The organism is Falsiroseomonas stagni DSM 19981, from assembly GCF_900114315.1.
GTDB classification, from domain to species: Bacteria; Pseudomonadota; Alphaproteobacteria; order Acetobacterales; family Acetobacteraceae; genus Falsiroseomonas; species Falsiroseomonas stagni.
In genome coordinates this window covers 86,406-110,934 of record NZ_FOSQ01000010.1, presented here as the reverse complement: position 1 = coordinate 110,934, position 24,529 = coordinate 86,406, and the positions used below count along the sequence as shown (strand labels likewise).

Sequence of the window (24,529 nt, the reverse complement as noted above, 5' to 3'; positions counted from 1 at the left end):
CCCCCCTTTAGGCCGCGCGGATCTGGCAGAGAGTGACCTTCGTTTCCTGCATGAAGGTCACCGGGTCGTAGCCGTAGGTCGTGATGGCGTTGACGCTTTCGCCGAGCACGATCGGGTCCGTGCCCTGCGGGTAGCGCCGCCGCTGGTCCTCGCCCATGAAATGGCCGGCGAAGTGGAAGGGCATCCAGGCGACGCCCCGGCCCACACGCTCCGTCACCATGGCCTTCATGCGGGCCTTGGACTGGTTCTCCGGGCCCGTCACCCAGACCCAGCCGCCATCGCGGATGTTCCGCGCCGCGGCATCGGCCGGGTTGATCTCGACGAACATGTCCTGCTGCAGCTCGGCGAGCCACTTGTTGGACCGCGTCTCCTCGCCACCACCCTCGTATTCGACCAGGCGGCCGGAGGAGAGGATGATCGGGAAGTCGCGCGCCACCTGGTGGCTGCGGTTCTGCACCGTCACGCCGAGATGCGGCATGCGGAAGCCGCGGCGGTCCGGCAGGGTCGGATACTGCGCGATCAGGTCGGTGCGCGGCGTGTAGATCGGCTCACGGTGCACCGGCACGGGGTCGGGCAGGTTCCAGGCCACGGCGCGGGCCTTGCCGTTGCCGTAGGGCACGCAGCCATGTTCCATCGCGACGCGGATGATGCCCATGGACAGGTCCGTGGCCCAGGAGAAGTTGCCCCCGTTGGACTCGATCCAGCCCTTCTCCTCCGCGGTCAGGTCGTCATACCAGCCGAGGCGGCGGAGCACCGCCGTGGTGAATTCGGGGTAGCCGTCCTGGATCTCGGAGCCCTTGGACCAGGACCCCTCCGCCAGCAGCGTCACGCCGTTGCGCTCCACGCCGAAGCGCGGGCGGAAGGTGCCGCCGCCATCCTTCACGTGCAGCTGCGTGTTGTAGAGGATGTGGCTGCCGGGGTGCTTCCACTCCGCCTTGCCCCAGCACGGCCAGGGCATGCCGTAGAACTCGTTCTCCACCGGCGTGCCGGCGCGGCCGCGCAGCGTCACCAGGTCGAACTTGTCCTGGTGCTCCATGTGCAGCTTCAGGCGTTCCGGGGACTGGCCGGTATAGCCGGTGGACAGCGCGCCGCGGTTGATCTCCCGCAGGATGCTCTCCGCCGTCGGCGCGTTGTCCTTGACCTCGAAGGTCTTGAAGATCTCGGCCTGGAAGCGGACCGCCTGGTTGCTCCGCTGCGCGGCGCGGTCCAGCGCACCGCACAGGCGATACATCATCTCGTAGTCGTTCTTCGATTCGAAGATCGGGTTGACGACCTTCGTGCCCCACTGGACGGACCGGTTGGACGCCGTGCGGCTGCCGTCGCATTCGAACTGCGTCGAGATCGGCAGCAGGTAGGTGTTTTCCCGCCGGTTGCCGAGCACCGCGAAGGTGGTGGGATGCGGGTCGGCGACGACCAGCAGGTCCAGCGCCTCAAGCCCCTTCACCGCTTCCGGCATGCGCGTGACGGTGTTGCCGCCATGGCCCACCACCAGCATGCCCTTCACGCGGTCACGCTGCTGGATCTGGTCCTTCGGCAGGGTGATGGCGTCGAAGTAGCGCGTCGTCGGGATGCCCGGCGTGGTCATCATGGCCGGGCTGTCGAAGCGCGCCACCATGTCCTCGTAGCGGACATTCCACACCCGGCTCCAATGCCGCCAGGCGCCCTCGTCCAGCCCGTAATAGGCCGGCAGCGTGCCCACATCGAGGCCGAAGTCGGTCGCGCCCTGCACGTTGCAGTGGCCGCGGAAGATGTTCGCGCCGGTGCCTTCCAGCCCGACATTGCCGGTGGCCAGCAGCAGGATGGAGAAGGCGCGGACATTGGCCGTGCCGACCGTCTTCTGCGTGGCGCCCATGCACCAGATCAGGGTCGAGGGCTTTTCCGTCGCGAAGGCGCGCGCGACCTGCTTCAGCTGCTCGCCCGGCACGCCGGAGACGCGCTCGACCTCGGCCGGCGTCCACTTCGCGCATTCCGCCCGGATCTCGTCCATGCCGAAGACGCGCTGCGCGATGAACTGCTTGTCTTCCCAGCCATTGGCGAAGATGTGGTGCAGCATGCCCCACATCACCGGGATGTCCGTGCCCGGGCGGATGCGGACATAGTCCGTCGCATGCGCCGCCGTGCGGGTGAAGCGCGGGTCGATCACGATCAGCTTGGCGCGGTTCCGCTCCTTGCCGCTCAGCACGTGCTGCAGCGACACGGGGTGCGCTTCCGCAGGGTTGCCCCCCATGATGATCATGGTCTTGGAATTGCGGATGTCGTTGTAGCTGTTCGTCTGGGCGCCGTAGCCCCAGGTGTTCGCCACGCCCGCCACGGTGGTGGAGTGGCAGATGCGCGCCTGGTGGTCGACGGAGTTGGTGCCCCAGAAGGCCGCGAACTTGCGGAACAGGTAGGCGCCCTCGTTGGAGAACTTGGCGCTGCCCAGCAGGAAGACGCTGTCCGGCCCGCTTTCGGCCCGGATCTTCATCATCCGGTCGGCGATCTCGTTCAGCGCGACATCCCAGCTGATGCGCTGCCACTGCCCGCCGACGAGCTTCATCGGATACTTCAGGCGGCGGTCGCCATGCACCAGTTCACGGACGCTGGCGCCCTTGGCGCAATGCGTGCCGCGGTTGATCGGGCTTTCCCAGGCCGGCTCCTGCCCCACCCACACGCCGTTCTGCACTTCCGCCGTGACGGTGCAGCCGACCGAGCAATGGGTGCAGATGTTCTTCACGCGCTGGATGGGCTTGGACAGGTCCGCGACGCCGGTCGCGGCGCCACTCGCCTGCGCACGGCCCGGGCCCATGGCGCCCAGCGCCGCGAGCCCCGCAGCGCCGAAGCCCGCCTGGCGGAGGAAGCTGCGGCGATCGAGACCGCCGGAGGAGAGGCCCTGGTAGGCGGCGGCCAGGCGCTGGCGCGCGGCCTTGCCTTCGGAGCGCTTGATCAGCATGCGTGCGTTCCCCCGATCGACTTATTCGTAGCCATTGGTGCGGTAGAAGGCCCGCACATGCGCCGAATCGCCCTTGTAGCGGGCGGCCAGGCGCTGCTGCTCATTCTCCTTACGCGCATCGCGCGAAGGCACATTGTCCGCGCGCTGGGCCAGCGCCGGCGCCGCGGCGGCGGCTGCCGCCGTGCCCAGGCCCAGCGCCTTCAGGAAACCCCGGCGGATGGACTTTTCCGTCCCTTGTTCGCTCATGGTCATGACTCCCCGTTCAAACCATCAGGCCGGCAGGTCGGCTGCCGTGGCCTCGATCTCGATCGCGGTGCGGCCCAGCCGGCCGACCGCCCTGTAGAAGACCGCCATCTCCGCGCGCTCGAGGTCGGCGAAGAAACGCCCCGCCCAGGGGCGCATGTGACGGGTGAAGAAATCGTTCGCCTGCTCAAGCTCCGCCGCGAAGGCGCCCGCGATCAGCCCGGCCAGGACCTCGCACACGAAGGCGATATGGTCCTCGGGCTCCGCGATGCCTTCCGCCTTCTCGACGCCAAGGCGCATCAACTCCCCGCGCAGGTCGGCCAGCGGCCGCTCATGCAGGAACCCGGTCAGGTAGTAGGAGGCATAGGGCAGCAATTCGCCGCGGCCGACACCGATGAACAGGTCGAAGAATTCGCGTTCGGCGGTATCGGGCGTTGCGGCGGCGGCGGCGGCGGACAGGGCCGCATAGGCATCGCCCAGGTCGCCCGGCCCATGGGGCAGCAGCTTCAGACGCGCCAGCAGCGCAGCGTCCGGCGCATGGCTCAGCAGGCGGCCAAGCAAGGCGAACAGCCGAGCCCGTTCCGCATCCACGGCATCCAGCGCTGCTGAAGATTGCGTTTCCGTCATTAAGCCGCCAAAAATCCCAAGATACGGAAATTACGCCAATTCCGCCTCGACCTGCCAAATCCTATCAAGTTTTCCGGCGTAATCCAACCCCAGGCATCGGAATGCGAAATTCCTAGGTCTGATTGAATATAATATACAACAATCCAGCGCGCGAGAAGCCGAAACCCGCGCGCCGCTTGTCCTTCAGCCCTCATGAAACATTACAGAAATGGCAGCTACGCCGGAAGCGCACCCCCATGGCGGCGGCGTCGCGGCTGGGGTTCGATGCTATCCTCCTCGGCTGCGGGCAACGCCGCCATCGGGGGCGGCGCCAGCGGCGTGGTCAGCGTTGCGCTCGGGGGGACCATGGCGGGCACCTCCACCACCATGGCCGGCCCCGGCGCCGGCAGCGTCTCGGGCCCGGGCAGCGGGACCGATTCGGTCGCGGCTGCGTCGCCCGGCGCGGCGGGCGGCTTCTCCTCCACCGCCCCGATCGCCTGGGCCAGCAGCTTCTGCACATCCCCGATCAGTTCGGAGGCGAAGCCGTTCGGCAGCCCGCCGGGCGTGTTGAAGTCCCACTGGTATTCGACCGGGCCGATGTAGTCGCGGATCGCCGGGTCCAGGCTCCACATGCGCCGCAGCGCCGCCGACCGCAGCGCGGCGGGGATGCCGGGGCGGAGGAAGGGCGCCAGGTCGCTGGTGACCGACAATTCCTCGATCGGCGGCAGCGTCGACAGGTCGATCGGTTCCATGCCCGGGATCGGGCAGGTGCCGGATTTCGGCAGGCCGGCGGGTTCGACCGGCACCGCGACCGGCGCCTCGGCCTCCGGCGCCACCGCCGGCGGGGCCTCCGCCTCCACGCCGCGCTTGCGGCGGGACCAGCGGCCCAGGAAGCCCGGCTCCCCCTCCCCGCTCACGCACCCTCCTCCGGCATCCGGCGCGCGAGCGCCTCAGGGTTCGCCTGGTCTCGCTTGCGCTTGTAGAAGCCGCGTTCCTTGTGGTGGCGGGCGACGAACTCGGTCGCGATGGCGTGCAGCCCGGGCGGCATCGGCAGCGCCTCCATCAGGTCCTGCCCGACATCGGCGTGCAGATGCGCCTCCCCGGGATCGACCATCACGGATTGCAGCGCCATGCCCGGCTCGGCCTCGGTCGGGCGCAGCAGCACCCAGACCAGGGGCTGCGCGGATTCAAGGTTGTGCTTGTAGTTGTCGGTGTCGGTCGGGTGCATGACCACCTCCGCGGTGCCCGCGAAGAACAGGGCACGGCCCGCTTCCTCCCGCAGCTTCGTCCAGGCGGGGACGGGGGGCGCATCCTCCAGCACCTCCACCGCCTGCCAGACATGGTCGACCCATTTGGTCACGCCCGGCCGGCGTTCCGCGATGACGGCGACCTGCACCGCCACCGAATCGGGGTGGCGCGGGACGCTCATGCCGCATCCTCCCGGGCCCGCAGCGGCAGGCCCGCCACCAGGTTCTGCGGCTTCAGGCGCAGCTTCTGCGCGGCATCCATCGCGATCGCCAGGTAGACCGGCTTGCCCGCCACCCTGGGCAGCACGCGCGATGCCTCGGCGAATTCAAGCACGCCGAGCCAGATGATCCGCGCCAGCCGCGCCTGCTTCACCTTCTTGCCCTGCCACAGGTCATTGGCGATGGCCGTCGCTTCCGCGTCCAGCCCGACATGCCAGGTCCAGTTGTGGTCCTCGATGACGGGCACGGGGCGGATCGTCACCTGCTCCCCCATCACATGGCCGATGAAGCGTTCCAGCGCGCGGGCCAGGCCGTGCTGCCCAGGGCGCCCCTCCGCGATGTCGAGGGCGAAGTCGTGCGCGTCCGACCGCCCGGCATAGAGGTGCCCGTTCTCCTCCGACAGCACGTCGATCTCGATCTCGCGCGGCTGGGCGCCGGCTTCCATCAGCAATTGGCCGAGTGCGCCGTAGCCGCCATCCCCGCCCTTGTGGTCCAGGATCTCCTCATCCGCCACCAGCAGCGCGCCCTGGTGGATCGCGACGCGCTGGATGCGGAACAGCAATTCGGCGGCGCGCAGCGTGAAGGGATCGCCCACTCCCTCCAGCGCGGACCGGACGACGAGGTGCGTCAGCATCTGCAGGAAGATAGGCGGGATGCCCGCCACCCCCTTCCGGTACAGCGAGAGCCAGGCCGCTTCCAGGCAGGGCTCCGCCACGACGCGATCCCGGAACTGCAGGAACACGCGGAAATTATCCTGCGCGTCGGCGTCGGCGAGAGCCGCGACCTCGGCCTCCGCCACCACGCGCAGCGGGTCCGCCATCAGGGCGGCGTGCAGCGCGCGCTCCGCGTCGCAGGCTTCCTCCGGCGGCACCAGTTCCGGCCGGGCGCAGAAGGCGCGCCAGAGGTCGGGCGTGCCATGGATGCGCCCCTCCTCGTCCCGGTCGCAGAGGTGGTGGCCGGAGGCGACCCAGAAATCGCCCGGCAGGAGGCCGGGTGGCGTATTGCCGCTCACGCGCGGTCTCCGAGGTTCATCAGGTCAGGCCGTTCCACGGGTTCATCCTCGCCCTCCACGGTCACCATCCCGAAGACCGGCAGGGCATTGAAGCTGGTATGCGGCGTGTCCCGCAGATGGAGCGTGCGGAACCTTTCCCGCACCTCCCCCTCCTCCAGGCTGCGCGACAGGGCCAGGACGGTGCCGGCGGCATGGCCGTCGCACAGGCTCTCCGCGAAGCCGATTTCCTCCAGCGCCGCCGCCCGCGCGGCGGCATCGTCCGGCGCGCCGTGGCGGGTGCGGATGTGTCGCGCCAGCGCGCTCACCGCCACCTCCCGCTCCAGCGCCGACGCCGCCGCCACTTCGACCAGCGTGGACCAGCCGAAGGATGACAGGCCGAGGAACCCGCCCCGGAAGGCCTGGCGGCGCTTGCCCGCCATCGCCGCCGGGTCCTCTTCCCAGAATTCGAAGGCCCCCGGCACCGCCCATTCCCCGGGCTCGGCCGCGCGGTCGAAGATCACGGTGTCGGAGGGGTCGAGCCGCAGCGTCCGCGGCAGGAAGCCGGTCATGCCGGCACCGCCAGCGCGTCCAGCAGGGGGTAGCGCGTCCGTGCGCCCCCCTCCTCCAGCACCAGGTCGCCCGTCGCCGGGTCGATCCCTCGCCGCGCCTCCCCCATCCAGGCCTGGCGCGCCAGCCGGACGAGGTAGCGTTCCGACAGCCGCGGAAAGCCGCTGGTCGGCCCGCTGCGCTGCCATTCCGCCAAATTCGCCATCAGGTGCCGCGCCCAGGCCGCGGTCAGTTCGGCGCAGGATACCTCCTCCTCCGCCCAGCCTTCCTCGAACACCGACGTCTGGTGCAGGCCGTGGCCGGGCTCCCAGCCCCGGGGAAAGGACAGTCGGGCCTCCATGCCCAGCACCAGCCAGGCGGGCTCGGCCCGTTCGGAAGCCGCCTCCGGCCAAGCCAGGCGGATGCGCCCCACCTGGCCATCATTCACCAGCACGATCCCGGGCCAGTGGAAGGTCAGCGGCACTTCCGGCGGGCCATAGGCGGCCAGCGCATCGGCCAGCGCGCTGGCGCCGGCGAAGACCGCGGCGCGCGCGGCAGCCAGCGGCAATTCGGGCTCCAGCACCACCGCGGCCTCGATCCGGGAGGCCGATCGCACCCAGGCGAGAGTCCCCGCCCCATGCTGCGGCGCCAGCGCGATGGCGCGCGCCATGGCATCGCCCCCTTCCCGCAGCGCGACCACGGGTTCGAAGACACTCGGCAGTTCGGGTAGACCAAGGGGCAGGTCTTTCGCCACGGCTCGCTCGCTTCCTCCGGCATCCCTCGCAACGGCGAGAGGACGCGCATATATGGGCGGGCCGCGCCCGGGCCTAGACCCGGGGACAACAGGGATGCCCGGGACGCCGATGACCACCTCCGCCGCCACCAACGGGCGCACCACCTTCGTCTGTTCCTGCGAGGACACGATGCCGCTCGATGGCCGCGCCATCGCCCGCGGCTGCGCCACCGCCCCCCGCCAGGCCGAACAGCTCTGCCAGGCGCAGCTCGACCGCTTCCTGGCCGCGCTGGCGGAGGACCGGCCCATCACCGTCGCCTGCACCGCCCAGGCGCCGCTGTTCCAGCAGGAAGCGGAAGCCGCCGGCTTCACCCGCGACCTGGGCTTCGTGAACATCCGGGAGACCGCCGGCTGGTCGGAAGATGCGAAGGCCGCCGGCCCCAAGATGGCCGCGCTGATCGCCGCCGCCGCCGTGCCCATGCCCGCCACCGCCTTGGTGCCGATGAAGAGCGAGGGCGTGACCCTGGTGCTGGGCCGGGATGAGGCCGCGCTGGCCATCGCCGCCCGCCTGGCGGAAAGCCTCGATGTCACCGTCCTGCTGACCGGCGCGCAGAAGGTCGCGCCGCTGCGCGCCGCCGACTTCCCCGTGGCCCGCGGCCGCGCCCGCGCCGCCACCGGCTGGCTCGGCGCCTTCGAGGTGACGGTGGATGGCTACGCCATGCCCCGCCCCTCCTCCCGCAGCGCCTATGAATGGGGCCCGGCGCGGGACGGCGCGACCAGCCGCTGCGACGTGCTGGTGGACCTCACCGGCGGCACGCCCCTCTTCCCCACCCATGAAGTGCGCCAGGGCTACCTCCGCGCCGATACCTCCGATGCGGCCTCGGTGGAGCGCCTGGTCGCCCGCGCCCGCGACCTGGTCGGCGAATTCGACAAGCCCCGCTTCGTCACCTTCGACGCCAGCCTCTGCGCCCATTCCCGCAACCGCCGCACCGCCTGCACGCGGTGCCTGGACCTCTGCCCCACCGGCGCCATCACGCCGGGCAAGGACAGCGTCCAGATCAGCGCGGAGATCTGCGCGGGCTGCGGTGCCTGTGCGGCCGTCTGCCCGACCGGCGCGGCGCAATACGCCATGCCGTCCTCCGACGCGCTGCTGCGGCGTGTGCGCACCCTTCTGCTGACCTACCGCGAGGCCGGCGGCGAAGCCCCCGCGCTGCTGGTCCACGATGCCGAGCATGGGGAGCCGCTGATCGACGCGCTCGCCCGCCACGGCGATGGCCTGCCCGCCCGCGTGCTGCCGATCCGCATCAACGAAGTCTCGCAACTCGACCTCAGCTTCTTCCTCTCCGCCTTCGCCTGGGGCGCCGCGCAGATCCGCGTGCTGATGAAGGGCAGGCGCGCGCATGGCGTCGAAGGCGTCTTCCGCAACATCGACTACGCCACCACGATCCTCGCGGGCCTGAACGTGCCGGATCACGGCGCCCCCCGCGCCGCGGCGATCGAGACCGACGACCCCTTCACGATGGGGGAGGCGCTGCGCGCCCTGCCCCGCCGCGGCCTGCCCTTCCCGCCCGCCACCTTCGCCGCCATCGGCGCGCCGCGGGAGATCCTGCGCCAGGCCGGCCGCGCTTTGGCGGAAGGCGCGGAGCGCCGCGAGGCCGTCATCCCCATGCCGGCCCTCGCCCCCTTCGGCATCGCGCGGGTGGATACCAGCGGCTGCACCCTCTGCGTCGCCTGCACCACCGTCTGCCCGACCGGCGCCCTCTCCGCCAATCCGGAAAAGCCGCAGCTCCGCTTCCTGGAGGACGCCTGCGTCCAGTGCGGCCTCTGCGCCACCACCTGCCCGGAGAAGGTCATCACGCTGGAACCGCGCCTCAACCTCTCCGCCGCCAGCGCCCAGGTCACGGTGGTGAAGGAGGAAGAGCCCTTCTGCTGCGAGCGCTGCGCCAAGCCCTTCGGCGTGAAAAGCCAGATCGACCGCGTCTCCGCCAAGCTCGCCGCCAGCGGCCACTGGATGTTCAAGGACGGCAAGCAACTGGCCCTGCTGCGCCTCTGCGAGGATTGCCGCGCCTTCGCCGCGACCGACGGCCAGGTGGACCCCTATGCGGGACCGGAACGGCCGACGACCAAGACGACCGAGGATTGGTTGCGGGAAGCGGAGCGGGCGAAGCGGCAATAGCCCTCTCCCTCCCCCGCGCTCGCGGGGGAGGGCCGGGGTGGGGGTTTGGGCTACACTCGACGCCAAGAGCGACCACCAGGGAAACACCGCCCCATGCCCAGCAACACGCAGATCCTCCTCGCCCGCCGCCCCCAGGGCGCCCCGGTCCCCGAGGACTTCCAACTGACGGAAACCGCCATCCCCGAACCCGGGGAAGGCGAGGTACTGGTCCGCCACCGCTTCCTCTCGCTGGACCCCTACCAGCGCGGGCGGATGGATGACGCGAAATCCTACGCCAGGCCCGTGGCGCTGGGCGCCGTGATGGAATGCAGCGCGGTCGGCCAGGTCGCCGCCAGCCGTGACGGGCGCTTCAAGGAAGGCGACTGGGTGCTGGGCGGCTATGGCTGGCAGACCTACTCCGTCCGCCCCGCCAAGGCCCTGATCGCCATCGACCCGAAGGAGGCGCCCCCCTCCACGGCGCTCGGCGTGCTCGGCATGCCGGGCCTCACCGCCTGGGTCGGGCTGGAGGATATCGGCCAGCCGAAGGAAGGGGAGACGGTGGTCGTCTCCGCCGCCTCCGGCGCCGTCGGCCAGGTGGTCGGGCAATTGGCGAGGATCCGGGGCGCCCGCGCCATCGGCATCGCCGGCGGCCCCGCGAAATGCGCCTTCGTGAAGGACACGCTCGGCTTCGACGCCGCCATCGACCACCGCGCGCCGCTCGACCCCGCCCTCGATGCCGCCTGCCCCGACGGCGTCGATGTCTATTGGGAGAATGTCGGCGGCGCCGTGCAGGCCGCCGTCTTCCCGCGCTTCCGCGATTTCGGCCGCATGGTGATGTGCGGCATGATCGCGCAGTACAACACCGCGACCGGCGCCGCCGCCACCGGCGCGCCGCCCGGCCCCAACCTCGGCCCCGTCGTGCGCAAGCGCCTCCGCATCCAGGGCTTCATCGTCAACGACACGGGCTGGCAGCGCTACGGCCGCTTCCGGGCAGAGATGCTGGGCCACATGGCCGCCGGCCGGATGCAGTGGCGGGAGGATGTGGCGAAGGGCCTCGCCAACGCCCCCGCCGCCTTCATCGGCATGCTGGAGGGGCGGAACTTCGGCAAGCAGGTCGTCGCCCTCGATTGATGGACGACCAGGCCCTCGCCACCCACCTCGCCGGCACGCGGGTCCTGCTCTGCTACGGCCTGCTGGGGGAGGTGATGGCCGGGCTGCGCCCCCTCGGCCTCGACTACATGGCGGGGCAGATCGACTGGCTGACGGGCATCGGCGTCGCGGCTTCCGTGCTGCGGCTGCCGACGGTGGCGCCGGTCGGCGTCAATGCCGGGCGGATCGAGGAAGCGGCCCTGGCGGAGGACGGCCCCTTCATCCTGGTCGGCCATTCCAAGGGCGGGCTGGAAGCCCTGGCGGCCCTGCTGCGGCCGGGCATGGCGGCACGCTGCCGCGGCTTCATCGCCCTGCAATCGCCCTTCCGGGGTTCACCCGTCGCGGACCGCGTCTGCGGCATCCGCGCCTTCCACCTGGCGGCGCACCACGCCGCAAGGCTGTTCGGCCTCGGCACCGGGCGGGGCGTGAAGGATTTGACCACGCCGGTGCGCCAGGCCTGGATGCGGGACCACGCGGCCGCCATCGCATCCCTGGTCGACGCCGTGCCGGTGGCGACGCTCGCCACCGCCATCGGCCCCACGCCCCAGCCACAGGACCGCGCCCATGCGCCGCTGGCGAGATGGGCCCACGCGCCGCTGGCGCGATGGCTGGAAGCGCAGGGCGCGGGGCCGAATGACGGCCTGGTGCCCGTCGCCTCCGCCCTGCTGCCCGGCGCCCGCCAGCTTGTGCTGCAAGGCGGGCACCGCGCCCTGGTCGCGTCGGGCCCCGGGCGGGACCCCATCGGCGTGCTGCGGGCGGAACTCGCCCGCCTGCCAATCCTCAGATGATGACGTCGCCCGCCGCCAGGCTGGTCACGCCGACGAGCGTCGCGATCAGCACGGCATCCTCCCCGCCCGCCCCGTCGGAATCGTAGCTCAGCCGGCCGTTCCGCGTATCGAACAGCACGGCCGGCCCATCCCCCGCCACCGGCGCCGCGCCCTGGATCAGCGGGCCGGGCGGGCCGAAGAACAGCTGGATCACATCCTCCCCCGACACGAAGCCGAGGATACGGTCATTCTCCGCCGTGGGGTTGATGTACATGAACAGGTCCCGCGCCCCGTCGGCGGTGGTGACCAGCACATCGGCATCGACGCTGCCGAAGAAGGTATCCGCGCCCGCGCCGCCCGTCAGCGTATCGCGGCCCACATTGCCCATCATGAAGTCGGCGCCGTCGCCGCCCTCCAGCCGGTCATGCCCGGCTTCGCCATAGAGCAGGTCGTTCCCGGCCCCGCCCAGAAGGCGGTCATTGCCGTCATCGCCCCACAGGGTGTCGATGCCGGCGCCGCCGAACAGGGAATCGTCGCCGCCCCCCCCCCACCAGGCTGTCCGCCCCATCGCCGCCCTCCGCGCGGTCATTGCCCTCGCCACCAGCCATCACGTCATCGCCGGCATCGCCGCGAAGGCGGTCATCTCCCGCCTCGCCTTGCAGGACATCCGCGCCATCCCCGCCCAGCAGCGTGTCCCCGCCATCCCCGCCCTGCAGGACATCCAGCCCGGCATCGCCACGCAGCACGTCGAAGCCGCCCTCGCCCTGGATCACGTCATCGCCGGCGCCGCCGCGCGCCAGATCGTCGCCCGCGCCGCCGAGGATGAGGTCGTTCCCCGAACCGCCATCCAGCGTATCGGCGCCGACGCCGCCATCGAGCCGGTCGCCCCCCGAACCGCCCAGCAGCCAGTCATTCCCGGCATTGCCCTGCAGGTCGTCATCATCCTGGTCGCCGGCCACGGTGTCGTTTCCGGCCGCCCCGTACAGCACGTCGCGCCCGCGCCCGCCGGAGACGGAATCCGCGCCGCCGCCGGCATGGATGGTGTCGCGGTTCGTGCTGCCGGTCAGGGAATCATCCCCCGTCCCGGTCACCATCAGCCAGCGGTTGCCGCCGAAGCTGCCATTCACCAGCAGGCCGAGCGTGTTGTCCGGGTCCAGCGCCAGGCGCACATTCGTGAGCGCCGCATAGCCCGGTGCGCCGAACACCTCCGCCGCGAAGGTCGCGGTGCCGAACAGCGGCTGCGACGGTGCACCCGACGCGCCGAGGTAGAAGTATTCGTAGGTGAAGGCCGCCGATGGCGCGGCCGGCACCGCTTCGCCGCCGGCGCCATCGCCCCAGTTCAGCGCGGTGATGCGGGTGGCCAGTTCCGGCCCCGTGGTGAACAGCCACACCACCTGCAACTGCGTGGCATCAGGCGACACGCGGCGCTGCAGGAACGCCACATCAACCAGCAACGACATCACGATCCTCCCGAACCGGGCCTTGGCGGGCTGGCCCGGGGGAAGAGTGCGTCACGAACACCGCTTGTGAAATCCGGCGCCCTCTGCAACCCAGGCGCGAAACAGGCGGATGGAACGGGGGGCGCATCGCCCCCCGGCCCGGCCTATTCCTCGGCGACTTCCACCATCACGACTTCCGCATCCTCGGTCGCCGTGATCGTCACCGCCTCCTCCCGCGCGATGCCGACGCCATCGCGCTCATTCAGCGCCGCGCCATTCACCGTCGCGGCCCCCTTCGCCAGCACCAGATAGGCGGCACGCCCGGCGGCGAGGGGCTGCGTCAGCGTCTGGCCGCGGGCGATGGTCGCCGCCATCACCGCGCCATTCACGTTGATCGGCAGCGCGCCCGTCCCCGCATCGCCAGGACGGCCGGAGGCCAGGACCTCGAACGCCGCTTCCCGCCCCGCCTTGGGGAAGCTCTTGGCGCCCCAATTCGGCTTGGCGCCGCGCTGGTCGGGCATGATCCAGATCTGGAAGATCTTCGTCGTCTCGGGCTCGAGGTTGTATTCGGCATGCACCACGCCCGTGCCGGCCGACATGATCTGCACGTCGCCCGCGCCGGTCCGGCCTTCATTGCCCATGTTGTCGCGGTGCGTGATGGCGCCTTCGCGGACATAGGTGATGATTTCCATGTCGCGGTGGGGATGCGCGTCGAAGCCCGTGCCGGCCGCGATCTCGTCATCATTCCACACGCGCAGCCGGCCCCAGTTCATGCGCTTGGGGTCGTGGTAGTTGGCGAAGGAGAAGTGGTGCTTCGCCTTGAGCCAGCCATGGTTGGCACCGCCGAGGCTGGCGAAGGGTCGGACGTCGATCATGGGATATCTCCCGTTCCTGGGGCCGGGGATCGTCCCTGGCCGGTTTGTCGGGCGGAGAGATAGGACGGCCCGGCCGCTTTCCACAGTCGGCGGGTCCGCATCACCCCCATTCACCGCATGAATGATCGGCGCCGGCGTGGGTGACGAGGACTCAGGCGAAGATGAAGTCGGACCCGACCAGGCCGCTGACATTGGCGACATGCCCGACCAGTTCATCCGCCGAATCGTAGCGCCTGTTGCCGTTCAGGTCGGCCAGGATGCCGATGCCCGCGACACCGCCGAGCGTCATGGAGGCCAGGAAATAGGTCGCCACATCGTCGGAGAGCTGGATGCGGTCGCCGCGCGTGAAATCCATGATCTGCGCGTAGTCGCCGCGGCCCGCATTCGCCGCCGCGCCATCATCGTAGAAGACGCCCCGGGCATCGCCGAGCACGAAGGTGTCATTGCCCGCGCGGCCCGTCAGCCGGTCGATGCTGCCACGGCCCAGCGCGCCGGCGCCGGCGGGGATGCCGCAGATCACCTCCCCCGCCGCCGTGCCGGCCAGCACGTCATTGCCGTTGGTGCCGAGGATCGCGGCGGGCACCGCCGGCGCCGGCGGCGTGGCGACTGGCGTCGTGTTCATCAGCGCGCCGATGTCGAGCCGCCCGCCCGTGGCATCCGCCCCCTGCATGGAAGCCGTGGCCGCCGTGCTGCCCAGCAGCGCCGCCCTGATCTCCGCCGCCGTCGCGGTGGGGTTGGCCGCGGCATAGAGCACCGCCGCCCCCGTCACATGCGGCGCGGCCATGGAGGTGCCGCTGTAGCTGCCATAGGCATCGCCCGGCAGGGTGGAGAGGATGCCCTGGCCCGGCGCCGCGATATCCACGGTGGTGGCGCCGAAATTGGAGAAGCCGGCCCGCGCGCCGGTGCTGGTCAGCGCCGCCACCGCGATGACGGCATCATACCCCGCCAGCGCCGATGTGTTGTAGTTTGACGGCCAGTTGGCGACCGCATCGTTGTTGTCGCCCACGCCATCCGCGCCGCCATTGCCGGCGGCGGCGATGAACAGGATGTCCTGCCGCGCGCCCCGCGCCACCGCATCCGCCACCGCCTGGGAATAGGCTCCACCGCCCCAGGAATTGTTCGTCGCGACGAAGTTCTCGCCCTTCGTGGCCGCGGCCGCCGCGCCGGTGAAATAGTCCAGCGCGCGCACGGCGGCCGATGTGCTGCCCGACCCGTTCGCGGCCAGGAACTTCAGCGCCACCATCTGCACGTTCCACGCGACACCCGCGACGCCCACGGCATTGCCGCCACTCGCGCCGATGGTGCCGGCGACATGCGTGCCATGGCCGTTGTCGTCGAAGGGGTCATTGTCGTTGTTGGCGAAATCCCAGCCGACCAGGTCGTCGCGATAGCCGTTGCGATCCTCGTCGATCCCGTTCTCCCATCGCGTGTCGGTCAGCAGGTCGCCCGCATCGATGCGGCCGTTGCGGTTGATGTCGCTGACGAAGCGCGCATTGGCGGCCTGGTTCAGGTCGCGGAAGGTGATCAGCCCGTCGCGGTCCGCATCCGTCAGCTGCGACCGCAGCAGCGCCGGGATCTCGTTCTGGTTCAGCCAGACATTCAGGTAGAGGTCCTGGTGGCGGTAGTCGATGCCGGTATCGACCACGCCGACCACGGCCTTGGTCGATCCCACCTGCCCCGCCGCCCAGGCCTCATTCGCCTGGCTGCCGAAGGCGTTTCGCAGGCTGCCCGTATCGCCCAGCATGCCCCAGAGTCCGCCATTGGCGTAGCGCGGGTCGTTGCTGACGGCCGCGATGGAGAGTTGCCCATCCACCTCCGCGAAGCTGATCCCTGCCAGTGGCGCGAGCAGGTCCAGCGCCGCCTCCGCCGGCAGGCCCGGCGCGGCGTCGATGGCGGCCAGCGGTCCGGCGCCGGGCTCGGCCGGGCGCAGCCATTGCGTGACCTGCCCGCCCAGCGCCTCCAGTGCCGCCTGGATGGTGGCGGGCGTCGCCTCGGGCGCGAATTGCACGATCAGCCCCGCCGCCTCCGGCAGCGCGGGCGCGGCCGCCTCGGCCAGGGTGGCGCTTTCGGCCGGGGCCAGGGCGGGCAGGATGGGCCAGAGGGGGGCGGCGACCTCCTCCGCGCCTTCGGGCAGCGGGGGCAGCAGGGGCGTGACGGACAAGGCGACAATCTCTCGACAGGATTGTCTCAGGAGTTAGACGCCGGCGGTAAACGCCCCCCTAAAGCGTGATGCGCCAGCGCAGAGCCTCGCCTCCGCCATGGGCCGCGACCTTGGTGAAGCGCTCCACCAGCACCCCGCCATTGGCGGTGATCACACGGATGGAGGCGTCATTGGCCGGATCCGTGGTCAGTTCCACGAAGGGCAGGCCGATCGGCGCGATCGCCGCCAGCAGCAGGCCAAGCGCGCTTGTCGCGATCCCCTCCCGCCGCCGCCAGGGGACGATGCCGTAGCCGACATGGCCCAGCACATGGGCGGGCAGGTCCGCCGTGCCGGGCTGCCAGCGCATATTCACCACGCCGCAGAAGCCGCCATGCCACACCCAGCGGGAGAAGCCGGGCAGCCGTGGCACGGTGCTGCCATCGGGCAGGATGACCGGCGCGCCCCTCGCCGCCCGGTCATCGAGCGAGGCGAGGAAGGCGGCGCGGTCCTGCGCGATGGCGGCGAGGTGCCGCTGCCGCGTGACTTCCGGGGCGACCGGCGTCGGCGACCAGCCGCGATTCAGCGCGGATTCGTAATCCGGCAGCAGATCGGCATCGGGGATGCGGAGTTCCACCATGGCGGCAAGCCTGCCCCGCGCGCATGCCGCCGCAACGCGCGGATGGCGAAGCCCCGCCTTGCGCGGCCAGCATGGCGGCATCGCAGGAGCCCGCCATGACCGAATTCCGCTGCACCCCCATCCCCGCCGAGACCGCGACACGCTGGCGGGAGACCGGCCGCGACGACCGCGGCAATGCGCTGATCCGCCGCCTGGTCGATGGCCCCGGCTTCCCCTGCCGCCACTGCCTGCGCCTCGGCCAGCCCGGCCAGGCGATGCTGCTGGGCAGCTACGACCTGCCGCGCCCGCTTGGCGTCTACTGGACGCCGAGCCCGATCTTCCTCCATGCCGATGCAGCCGACTGCCCGCGCTTCGAGGAACAGGACAGCATCGCGCCAACGGTGCTGGCGAATGGCCTCGTTTCCGTCCGAGCCTATGACAGCGACGATCTCTGCCTCTACGACCTCGGCCAGGTGGTGGAAGGCGCGGCGGTGGCGGCGCCACTCGCCCGCGCCCTGACCGATCCGCGCACCGCGCATGTGAACATCCACACCGCGCGGCCGGGCTGCCTGCTGGTGGCGGTGGAGCGTCTCAGCGATCCAGCATGAAGGGCGCGTAGTGCGCGAGGATGCCGTCGATCGCGCCCTCCCCATGCTCCTCCTCGATCCCCTCCACCACATCCGCCGTCGCCGCCGCGCCGATCGCCTCCGGCGGCAGCGCCGCGCGGATGAACTCTTCCGGGCCGGCATAGACGGCGTAATCGCCATCATTGGCGTGGATCGCGAAGGACAAATCCTCCGGGAACAGCATGTGGAAGCCGGCCTCGTGCGCCTCGAAGAAGCGGGAAGTCGGGTCTGGATCGGTCGCCACATGCCACACGGCGGAGACACGCAGAACGCCCGGCTGCACCACGGTGCCGAGCAGGAATTCGTGGCCGCGCCGACGGGCCGCGGCATTCAGTGGCGCCACGAATTCCTCCTTCCACAGGGAAAAATGATCCACCATCTGAACGCGCCACCCCTGCGCACCGAGCCATGCGTTTGAGAGGCGCGTACCCGGTCGCCCGGAAGGCGTCTCGTAGAGTTCGAGCATCGTCCATGCCCGGTCCTGTAGCGCGATCTGCTGGGCCGGCGTCCCGGCGCGAGGCATCGGGCCAAGCGGCTGCAGGAAGCAGCCGGGACGCGGGTCGGCGGTGGGAATGGCTGGCATGCGAACCCCCATGACTGTCACGGATAACGGAATTTGTCGGTCGCAGAGAAGCGACCATCTGCCATCGGCCTGCTGACCTCCAGGGTCGGCGCCCCCTCGCTACCGCGCGACGTACTTGGCCGCACCATGGCAATACGGCCGTCTTCGAGGGAATAACGAAATACTCCAGGCTCGACCTCTTCGGGGCGACCTCGTGGCCGTAGCCGCTCCAAATCCCGGGCACGGCCCGCCTCGCCGCCGGGCCGGTACCAATGATCTACATCCTTCCTTAGGATGCGATCGAACCGCGTCTCCGGATCCCCCCGCAACTCCTGCACCCTGTCCCGCCCATCCGGGCCTGGATGCCGCTGGCTCCGGTCGCGGATCGGCTGCCGCCCACCCGTGCGCGGACCTCCGCTGCCGCGCCCATCCGCCGGGCCGCGCATCGCCCGGTTGCGCAGGATCGTGGACAGCCAGCCGACCTGCCGCACCGGCCCATCAGCCGCACCGCGCCCGCCTTCCCGCATCGGCGCGCCACGCCAATGGCCTTCCACGGGATGCCCATCCCGGCGATAGGGCCGCACCCAAACCAGGGGCCGGGCCGCCGCATCCGCGGGATAGAGGCCCTGCCACCCCGTCGTCACCCAATCCGACCAGGCCTGCCGCTCCGGATGGCCGGGCTGCCAATAGCGGCGATCCCGCATCGCTTCCCGCAGGTCCTGCTCCGTCACCGGAACCGTCATGCCGTGCCATCCTCCACAACATCGGAGGATTTTCCCAGAACAAACGACGAACATTTGCAACCAAAAAAACCCGGCGCCAGCCCCAGGGCCAGCGCCGGGCGATCAGCCTCAGCCCCTCAGCGGCACATCAGGATCGGGATCTCGCTGTTCTCCAGCACATGCCGCGTCACGCCGCCCAGGATCAGCTGGCGCAGGCGCGAATGGCTGTAGGCGCCCTGCACCATCAAATCCGCGCCGAAATCCCGCGCCGCGCCGAGCAAGCCCGCCCCCACTTCCCGCGTCGCCGGCTTGAAGGGCACCACCTCGGCCTCGATCTCGTGCCAGCGGAGATAGGCGCGGATGCCCTCCGCCAGCGGCCCGCGGCGCTGGTAGTCGTCGGAGCACAGGATCCGCACCGCCTGCGCCCGGTGCAGCCAGGGCAGTGCCGCGGCGACGGCCGCCGCACTCTCCGCGCTGCCATTCCAGGCGATGCAGACGCGGGACCCGATCACCGAAGGCGCCTGCCGCGGCGCGATCAGCACGGGCCGCCCGCTGTCGAACAGCACGGCATGCAGCGCATCGCTGCTGCTGACATCCTCATCCGCCTCGGGATGCGGCACCACCGCCATGTCATAGAGGCGCGATTGCTGCGCCACCACATCCTCCTCCCGCCCCGCGATCGCCTCGAAGGAGATGGTGACACCCGGCACCTTCAGCGCGGTGTTGGGGTCGGAGGCGAGCGTCAGGTCGCCATGGATCGCGGCGAACTTCTCGAACAGCGACCGCACGCGGCCCGCGCGCTCCCCGCTCTCGCGCTCGGTCGCGGCCATCATCTCCTCGATCATCGCGCCCGACAGGCCTTCGCCCGCCAGGGGCGCGACATCGCGGGCATCCACGCGCACATGCAGGCAGTGCAAATGCGCGTTCCAGATCCGCGCGATCATCAGCGCGGTCGTCATCGCGGCCTCTCCGGCAGCGGTCCCGGTCAACGGCAGCAGCAGGCGGCGATAAGCCATCGCGCCTCTCCTCTCCATGCAAAGCCTTCCCGGATCAGTTTATGCGCCGATTCCGCCAGACAAGGCCAGGGCTGCCCGGGCGGCATCACGCGGCGCAGTCGCGTCCAGGCGTTGCCAGGCGATCACGCCGGGATCGGCGCCGGCGGCGCTTTCCAGCACCGCGACGGTGGCATCCGACGCATCGCCCACCCGGTTCTCGACCCTTTCCCGCAGCACCGCCATCGGCGCTTCCAGCCAGAAGCCCGTGAAGGGGTGGGGCGCGGCCGCTGCCTCGGCCTCCGCCCGCCGCGCGGGGTTGAGGAACACCGCGTCCAGCACCACCGAATGCCCGGCCACCAGCGCCTGCCGCGCCAGGGCGAACATCTCGGCATGCACGGCCCGGCTCACCGCCTCGCCATAGGCATCGGCCGGCAGCCGGTCTTCCGGCGCCACGCCCGCGCGCCGCTTCCTGATCTCATCCGTCCGCAGATGCAGCGCCCCGGGCGCCACGCCGAGGTCCGGTGCCAATTCCCGCGCCAGCCAGGTCTTGCCCGTGCCCTGCAACCCGCCCACGGCCACCAGCCGCGGCGGCACCGGGCGCAGCAGCGCCTCCGCCAGCGCCAGGTAGGACAGGCCCTCGCCGGGGCCGCCGCGCCGGGCCTCCACATGCGCCCGCACCATGGCCCGCAGCGCCATCCAGAAGGGCAGCGCGGGCAGCAGCCCGATATCGGGGTCCCGCGCCAGATACCGGTTCATCACCCGGTTCGCCGCCCCCCCCGCCCCGCGCCGCAACAGGTCCATCAACAGGAACGCCAGATCGTAGCCCGTATCCGTGGTGGCGAGCGCCTCGTCGAATTCCAGCGCATCGAAGGGGGTCGGCCGGCCGTCGAGCAGCACCAGGTTGCCGAGGTGCAAATCCCCATGGCAGCGCCGGACCCGCCCCGCCGCCGCCCGCGCGGCCAGCAGCGGCGCAAGCGCCTCCAGCCGCGCGCGCATGGCCGCCCCCAGCGCCATCACCCGCGCCTCCGGCAGCCCGGTGGCCAGGCAGTCCCGCACATTGCCCGCCAGCACCAGCCCCGCGCGCCCCGGTGCATCGAAGCTGGGTGCATCGAAGCTGGGCGCCACCGGCCTGGCCGCCGCGTGGCTGGCCAGCACCGCATCCGCCATGGCGTCCAGCAGCGTCCCCGTCAGCCCGCCCCGGTCCGCCACCGCATCCAGGAAATCGGCGGCGGGCAGCGGCGCCATGCGCAGCACCCAATCCACCACCTCCCCGCGGCCACCCAAGGCAAGCGCCCCATCCGCCCCGCGCGTGACCGGCACCACATCCCGGTAGAGCGCGGGCGCCAGCGGCTGGTTCAGCGCCAGTTCCCGCCGCGCGAAACCCTCCCGCGCCGCCAGCGGCGCGAAGTCGAGGAAGCCGAGCGTCACCGCCTTCTTCAGCTTCCAGGCGGTATCGGCGCCCACGAAGACGGCCGAGATATGCGTCTCGATCGGCTCGGCGCCCGACAACCGGCGGAGCAGCTCCGCCACCGGCGCCTGCCCCGCCGGGATGGTCACGGGTACAGCATCTCCATCTCCCACCCGCCCGCCACGCGGTGGAAGACCCGGCGTTCATGCAGGCGGAAGGGCATGTCCCGCCACAGCTCCATCCGGTCCGGCACCAGGCGGAAGCCGGACCAGAAGGCCGGGCGGGGAATCTCCGAGACGCCGAATTTCAGCGTGTACTCCGCCACCGCCTTTTCCAGCGCGAAACGGCTTTCCAGCGGGCGGGACTGCCTGCTGGCCCAGGCGCCGATCCGCGACCCCCGGGCGCGGGAGGCGTAGTAGGCATCCGCCTCCTCCGCGCTCACGGCCTCCACCGCCCCTTCCACCCGCACCGAACGCTGCAGCGTCTTCCAGTGGAAGCACAGCGCCGCGAAGGGGTTGGCCGCCAGCTCGCCCCCCTTCCGGCTTTCGAGGTTGGTGTAGAACACGAAGCCACGCGCATCGACGCCCTTCAACAGCACCATCCGGGCGCTGGGCCGGCCCTCCGGCGTGCAGGTCGCCAGGCAGACGGCGTTGGGGTCATTCGGCTCGGATTTCGCGGCCTCGGCCATCCAGGCCTCGAAGCCTGCGATCGGGTCGTCGGTGGCGGGGATGCGGGGGGGCGTGTCCACGGGGCATTCTCCTGGTCGGGCCGTCCAGATGGCGGCATCCCGCCATTTCGGAAGGGGAGCCTTGCCCGGGTCGGGCGCGTCCCCCTTGCCGGGGGCAGGGCCATGTGCCACCACCCCCCTGCCTCCGCAACCACTGCCGGTCCCATTCTCATGCCCGACGCCGAGACGCCCGATTCCGCCGCGACTGGCGTGCCCCGCGGCACGCTCATGGCGGGCAAGCGCGGCGTCGTCATGGGCGTCGCCAATGACCGCTCCATCGCCTGGGGCATCGCCCAGGCCGTGGCCGCCCAGGGTGGCGAGATCGCCTTCACCTACCAGGGGGAGGCGCTGGAGAAGCGCGTGCGCCCGCTGGCGGAGGGCATCGGCAGCAAGCTCGTCCTGCCCTGCGACGTCTCCGACGATGCCAGCATCGATGCGGCCTTCGACGCCATCAAGGCGGAATGGGGCGGCATCGATTTCGTGGTGCATGCCATCGGCTTCGCGGACAAGCAGTTCCTGCGCGGCCGCTACATGGACACGCCGAAGGGCGCCTTCCTGCAGGCGATGGACATCTCGGTCTATTCCTTCGTGGCCGTCGCCCAGCGCGCCGTGCCGCTGATGAAGCAGGGCGGATCGCTGCTGACCATGTCCTACCTGGGCGCGGAGCGTGTGACGCCGCACTACAACGTCATGGGCGTGGCGAAGGCGGCGCTGGAAGCCAGCGTGCGCTACATGGCGGCCGACCTCGGCAAGGCGGGCATCCGCGTCAACGGGATCAGCGCCGGCCCGATCAAGACGCTGGCCGCCAGCGGCATCGGCGATTTCCGCTACATCCTGAAGTGGAACCAGTACAACGCGCCGCTGGAGCGCAACGTGACCATCGAGGATGTCGGCGGCTCCGGCCTCTATCTGCTGTCCGACCTGTCCTCCGGCGTGACGGGCGAAGTCCATCACGTCGATTGCGGCTACCACATCGTCGGCATGAAGAACCCGGACGCGCCGGATATCGCGACGGTCTGAGCGCGGCCTTCAGCGGGCCGGCGGGGCACCCCCTCGCCGCCCGCGCCGGCTTGCTGTAATCCCGCCGGCACCATGAGCCACAACACCTTCGGCACGCTGTTCCGTTTCACCACCTGGGGCGAGTCCCATGGCATCGCCATCGGCTGCGTCGTCGATGGCTGCCCGCCGCGCATCGGCCTGACCGAGGCCGACATCCAGCCCTATCTGGACCGCCGTCGCCCCGGCCAATCCAAATTCGTGACGCAGCGCCAGGAAGCCGACCAGGTGAAGATCCTGTCCGGCACCTTCGAGGGTGCGACGACGGGCACCCCCATCGCGCTGCACATCGAGAACACCGACCAGCGCAGCAAGGATTACGGGGAGATCAAGGACCGCTTCCGCCCCGGCCATGCGGACCTGACCTATGAACTCAAATACGGCATCCGCGACTATCGCGGCGGCGGAAGGTCCTCCGCGCGGGAGACGGCGATGCGCGTCGCCGCCGGCGCCATCGCCCGCAAGGTGCTCGAAGGCGTCACCATCCGCGGCGCCCTGGTCTGCATGGGCGGGGACTGGATCGACCGGTCCCGCTTCGACTGGGCCGAGGTGGACAACAACCCCTTCTTCTGCCCCGACCCCGTCGCCGCCGCGCGGTGGGAGGAGAAGCTGACCGCCATCCGCAAATCCGGCTCCTCCGTCGGCGCCATCGTCGAAGTGGTGGCGGAAGGCGTGCCCCCCGGCCTCGGCGCGCCGATCTATGGCAAGCTGGATGCCGACATCGCCGCCGCGCTGATGTCCATCAACGCCGTGAAGGCGGTCGAGATCGGGGACGGCTTCTCCGCCGCGTCCCTGTCCGGGGAGGGTAATGCCGATGAGATGCGCATGGGCCCGGACGGCGAGGTGGAGTTCAGCTCCAACCACGCCGGCGGCATCCTCGGCGGCATCTCCACCGGCCAGCCCGTGGTCGCCCGCTTCGCCGTGAAGCCGACGAGTTCCATCCTGACGCCGCGGGCCAGCGTCGACCGCTTCGGCCAGGACGTCGAGGTGCTGACCAAGGGCCGCCACGACCCCTGCGTCGGCATTCGCGCCGTCCCGGTGGGGGAGGCGATGCTGGCCCTGGTCCTCGCCGACCACCTGCTGCGCCACCGCGCGCAGAACCCGGACGCGCCGGCCCGGGCGCGGCTGCCGCGGAACTGAGGGCGGCGCTCACCCCACCCCTCCCCCGCAAGCGCGGGGGGTTGGGGCACTGCACCAACGCCAAAGGCTGGTCGGGGTGGGGGTCGCCGCAACTGGCCAGACGACCAGCACCCTTCCCGCCCCGCCAATCCGCGCGATAGCCTCCCCGCACAGCGCCCGAACGGCGCGAGGGGAGATGTTCCATGAGCCATCCGCGCATCCTCGGCCGCCGCGCCATCATCGCCGCCGGCACAGGGCTCGCCTGCACCGCCATCGCCGCCGCCACCCCCGCCCGCGCGGCCCCCGCAACGCCGCTGCGGGACCTGTACGATGAGGCCGGCACCGCGCCCTCCCCCCTCGCGAAGCGCCTGGAGGGCAGCCGCGTCACCCTCACCGGCCTCGTCGCCCCCGTCCCCACCGCCACGCCAGGCTGGCTCGCGCTGGGGGAAGCCGCCCTCGTCCCCTGCCAGCTCTGCGGCGGCGCGCATGACTGGCCGATTGGCGTCGTCGCCGTCCACGCCCCCGGCCTGCCCCACATCGCGGACCCCTACACCCGCGTCACCCTGACCGGCGTGCTGGACCTCAGCGATTCCGCCCGCGCCCCCACCGGCCTGCCGGACCGCCTGGTGCTGCGCGACGCCGGCCTGGCCAGCGCCTGA

25 protein-coding genes are annotated in these 24,529 nt (G+C 71.0%); 7 read left to right on the top strand and 18 right to left on the bottom strand.

The window, feature by feature from the left end; all coding sequences use genetic code 11:
* Nucleotides 1-7: 7 nt before the first annotated feature.
* The 8 genes from BM041_RS21705 to BM041_RS31915 all read right to left on the bottom strand — a co-directional run bounded on the left by BM041_RS21705 (nt 8) and on the right by BM041_RS31915 (nt 7,535).
* Nucleotides 8-2,929 (bottom strand): formate dehydrogenase subunit alpha, encoded by a 2,922-nt coding sequence (locus tag BM041_RS21705; protein ID WP_092961998.1) that lies wholly within the window; start codon nt 2,927-2,929, stop codon nt 8-10.
* 21 nt (nt 2,930-2,950) lie between these two features.
* The gene (locus tag BM041_RS21700) at nt 2,951-3,175 is read right to left on the bottom strand and encodes a twin-arginine translocation signal domain-containing protein (RefSeq protein ID WP_139226137.1); all 225 of its coding nucleotides are present in this window, start codon (nt 3,173-3,175) and stop codon (nt 2,951-2,953) included.
* A 24-nt stretch (nt 3,176-3,199) separates the two neighbouring features.
* Nucleotides 3,200-3,799 carry a TorD/DmsD family molecular chaperone gene (locus tag BM041_RS21695; protein WP_092961996.1) on the bottom strand — a complete coding sequence of 200 codons (600 nt, stop codon included), beginning with the start codon at nt 3,797-3,799 and terminating at the stop codon, nt 3,200-3,202.
* A gap of 215 nt (nt 3,800-4,014) precedes the next feature.
* The gene (locus tag BM041_RS21690; protein WP_092961995.1) at nt 4,015-4,695 is read right to left on the bottom strand and encodes a DUF3306 domain-containing protein; all 681 of its coding nucleotides are present in this window, start codon (nt 4,693-4,695) and stop codon (nt 4,015-4,017) included.
* Nucleotides 4,692-5,207 carry a DUF3305 domain-containing protein gene (locus BM041_RS21685; protein WP_092961994.1) on the bottom strand — a complete coding sequence of 172 codons (516 nt, stop codon included), beginning with the start codon at nt 5,205-5,207 and terminating at the stop codon, nt 4,692-4,694. Before BM041_RS21685 ends, BM041_RS21690 begins: the two co-directional genes overlap by 4 nt.
* A complete protein-coding gene (locus BM041_RS21680; RefSeq protein WP_245762213.1) occupies nt 5,204-6,256 on the bottom strand; it encodes a DUF6352 family protein in 1,053 nt (350 codons plus the stop codon). The genes BM041_RS21685 and BM041_RS21680 overlap by 4 nt, the downstream gene beginning before the upstream one ends.
* Nucleotides 6,253-6,804: a DUF6505 family protein gene (locus BM041_RS21675; RefSeq protein WP_092961993.1), complete on the bottom strand. Its 552-nt coding sequence runs from the start codon at nt 6,802-6,804 to the stop codon at nt 6,253-6,255. The genes BM041_RS21680 and BM041_RS21675 overlap by 4 nt, the downstream gene beginning before the upstream one ends.
* The gene (locus BM041_RS31915; RefSeq protein ID WP_281244649.1) at nt 6,801-7,535 is read right to left on the bottom strand and encodes a biotin/lipoate--protein ligase family protein; all 735 of its coding nucleotides are present in this window, start codon (nt 7,533-7,535) and stop codon (nt 6,801-6,803) included. The genes BM041_RS21675 and BM041_RS31915 overlap by 4 nt, the downstream gene beginning before the upstream one ends.
* Before the next feature lie 109 nt (nt 7,536-7,644).
* Here BM041_RS31915 and BM041_RS21665 point away from each other — a divergent pair, with 109 nt between their 5' ends.
* The 3 genes from BM041_RS21665 to BM041_RS21655 all read left to right on the top strand — a co-directional run bounded on the left by BM041_RS21665 (nt 7,645) and on the right by BM041_RS21655 (nt 11,606).
* Entirely contained in the window at nt 7,645-9,690 is a 2,046-nt protein-coding gene (locus BM041_RS21665) for a 4Fe-4S binding protein (protein WP_217648799.1), read from the top strand.
* Nucleotides 9,691-9,783: 93 nt separating this feature from the next.
* Nucleotides 9,784-10,800: an NADP-dependent oxidoreductase gene (locus BM041_RS21660; RefSeq protein ID WP_092961992.1), complete on the top strand. Its 1,017-nt coding sequence runs from the start codon at nt 9,784-9,786 to the stop codon at nt 10,798-10,800.
* Nucleotides 10,800-11,606, top strand: coding sequence for a lipase family protein (locus tag BM041_RS21655; protein WP_092961991.1), 807 nt, complete (start codon nt 10,800-10,802; stop codon nt 11,604-11,606). Before BM041_RS21660 ends, BM041_RS21655 begins: the two co-directional genes overlap by 1 nt.
* Here BM041_RS21655 and BM041_RS30990 read toward each other — a convergent pair.
* The 5 genes from BM041_RS30990 to BM041_RS21630 form a co-directional block, all read right to left on the bottom strand.
* The gene (locus BM041_RS30990) at nt 11,599-12,153 is read right to left on the bottom strand and encodes a calcium-binding protein (RefSeq protein WP_217648798.1); all 555 of its coding nucleotides are present in this window, start codon (nt 12,151-12,153) and stop codon (nt 11,599-11,601) included. The genes BM041_RS21655 and BM041_RS30990 overlap by 8 nt on opposite strands.
* Nucleotides 12,071-13,045 (bottom strand): calcium-binding protein, encoded by a 975-nt coding sequence (locus BM041_RS30985; protein WP_092961989.1) that lies wholly within the window; start codon nt 13,043-13,045, stop codon nt 12,071-12,073. Before BM041_RS30985 ends, BM041_RS30990 begins: the two co-directional genes overlap by 83 nt.
* A 143-nt stretch (nt 13,046-13,188) precedes the next feature.
* Nucleotides 13,189-13,899 carry a pirin family protein gene (locus BM041_RS21640; protein WP_092961988.1) on the bottom strand — a complete coding sequence of 237 codons (711 nt, stop codon included), beginning with the start codon at nt 13,897-13,899 and terminating at the stop codon, nt 13,189-13,191.
* Between the two features lie 151 nt (nt 13,900-14,050).
* The gene (locus BM041_RS21635) at nt 14,051-16,060 is read right to left on the bottom strand and encodes a S8 family serine peptidase (protein ID WP_217648797.1); all 2,010 of its coding nucleotides are present in this window, start codon (nt 16,058-16,060) and stop codon (nt 14,051-14,053) included.
* Between the two features lie 58 nt (nt 16,061-16,118).
* Nucleotides 16,119-16,676 carry a GNAT family N-acetyltransferase gene (locus BM041_RS21630; RefSeq protein WP_092961987.1) on the bottom strand — a complete coding sequence of 186 codons (558 nt, stop codon included), beginning with the start codon at nt 16,674-16,676 and terminating at the stop codon, nt 16,119-16,121.
* Nucleotides 16,677-16,771: 95 nt separating this feature from the next.
* Between BM041_RS21630 and BM041_RS21625 the strand changes: the two genes are divergently transcribed.
* Nucleotides 16,772-17,263, top strand: coding sequence for a DUF1203 domain-containing protein (locus BM041_RS21625; RefSeq protein WP_092962091.1), 492 nt, complete (start codon nt 16,772-16,774; stop codon nt 17,261-17,263).
* Here BM041_RS21625 and BM041_RS21620 read toward each other — a convergent pair.
* The 5 genes from BM041_RS21620 to pdxH all read right to left on the bottom strand — a co-directional run bounded on the left by BM041_RS21620 (nt 17,247) and on the right by pdxH (nt 21,656).
* A complete protein-coding gene (locus tag BM041_RS21620; RefSeq protein ID WP_139226136.1) occupies nt 17,247-17,624 on the bottom strand; it encodes a hypothetical protein in 378 nt (125 codons plus the stop codon). The two genes, BM041_RS21625 and BM041_RS21620, sit on opposite strands and share 17 nt — an antisense overlap.
* 257 nt (nt 17,625-17,881) lie before the next feature.
* Entirely contained in the window at nt 17,882-18,586 is a 705-nt protein-coding gene (locus tag BM041_RS30090; protein ID WP_139226135.1) for a hypothetical protein, read from the bottom strand.
* 116 nt (nt 18,587-18,702) lie between these two features.
* Nucleotides 18,703-19,581, bottom strand: coding sequence for a universal stress protein (locus BM041_RS21615; protein WP_092961985.1), 879 nt, complete (start codon nt 19,579-19,581; stop codon nt 18,703-18,705).
* A 39-nt stretch (nt 19,582-19,620) separates the two neighbouring features.
* Nucleotides 19,621-21,117, bottom strand: coding sequence for a bifunctional aminoglycoside phosphotransferase/ATP-binding protein (locus tag BM041_RS21610; RefSeq protein WP_092961984.1), 1,497 nt, complete (start codon nt 21,115-21,117; stop codon nt 19,621-19,623).
* Nucleotides 21,114-21,656 (bottom strand): pyridoxamine 5'-phosphate oxidase, encoded by a 543-nt coding sequence (pdxH, locus tag BM041_RS21605; RefSeq protein WP_245762221.1) that lies wholly within the window; start codon nt 21,654-21,656, stop codon nt 21,114-21,116. Before pdxH ends, BM041_RS21610 begins: the two co-directional genes overlap by 4 nt.
* 210 nt (nt 21,657-21,866) lie before the next feature.
* Between pdxH and fabI the strand changes: the two genes are divergently transcribed.
* From fabI to BM041_RS21590, 3 genes are all read left to right on the top strand, one after another.
* Nucleotides 21,867-22,715, top strand: a complete 849-nt coding sequence (gene fabI, locus BM041_RS21600; protein WP_092961983.1) for an enoyl-ACP reductase FabI — start codon at nt 21,867-21,869, stop codon at nt 22,713-22,715.
* Between the two features lie 72 nt (nt 22,716-22,787).
* Nucleotides 22,788-23,891: a chorismate synthase gene (aroC, locus tag BM041_RS21595; RefSeq protein ID WP_092961982.1), complete on the top strand. Its 1,104-nt coding sequence runs from the start codon at nt 22,788-22,790 to the stop codon at nt 23,889-23,891.
* Between the two features lie 182 nt (nt 23,892-24,073).
* A complete protein-coding gene (locus BM041_RS21590) occupies nt 24,074-24,529 on the top strand; it encodes a hypothetical protein (RefSeq protein ID WP_092961981.1) in 456 nt (151 codons plus the stop codon).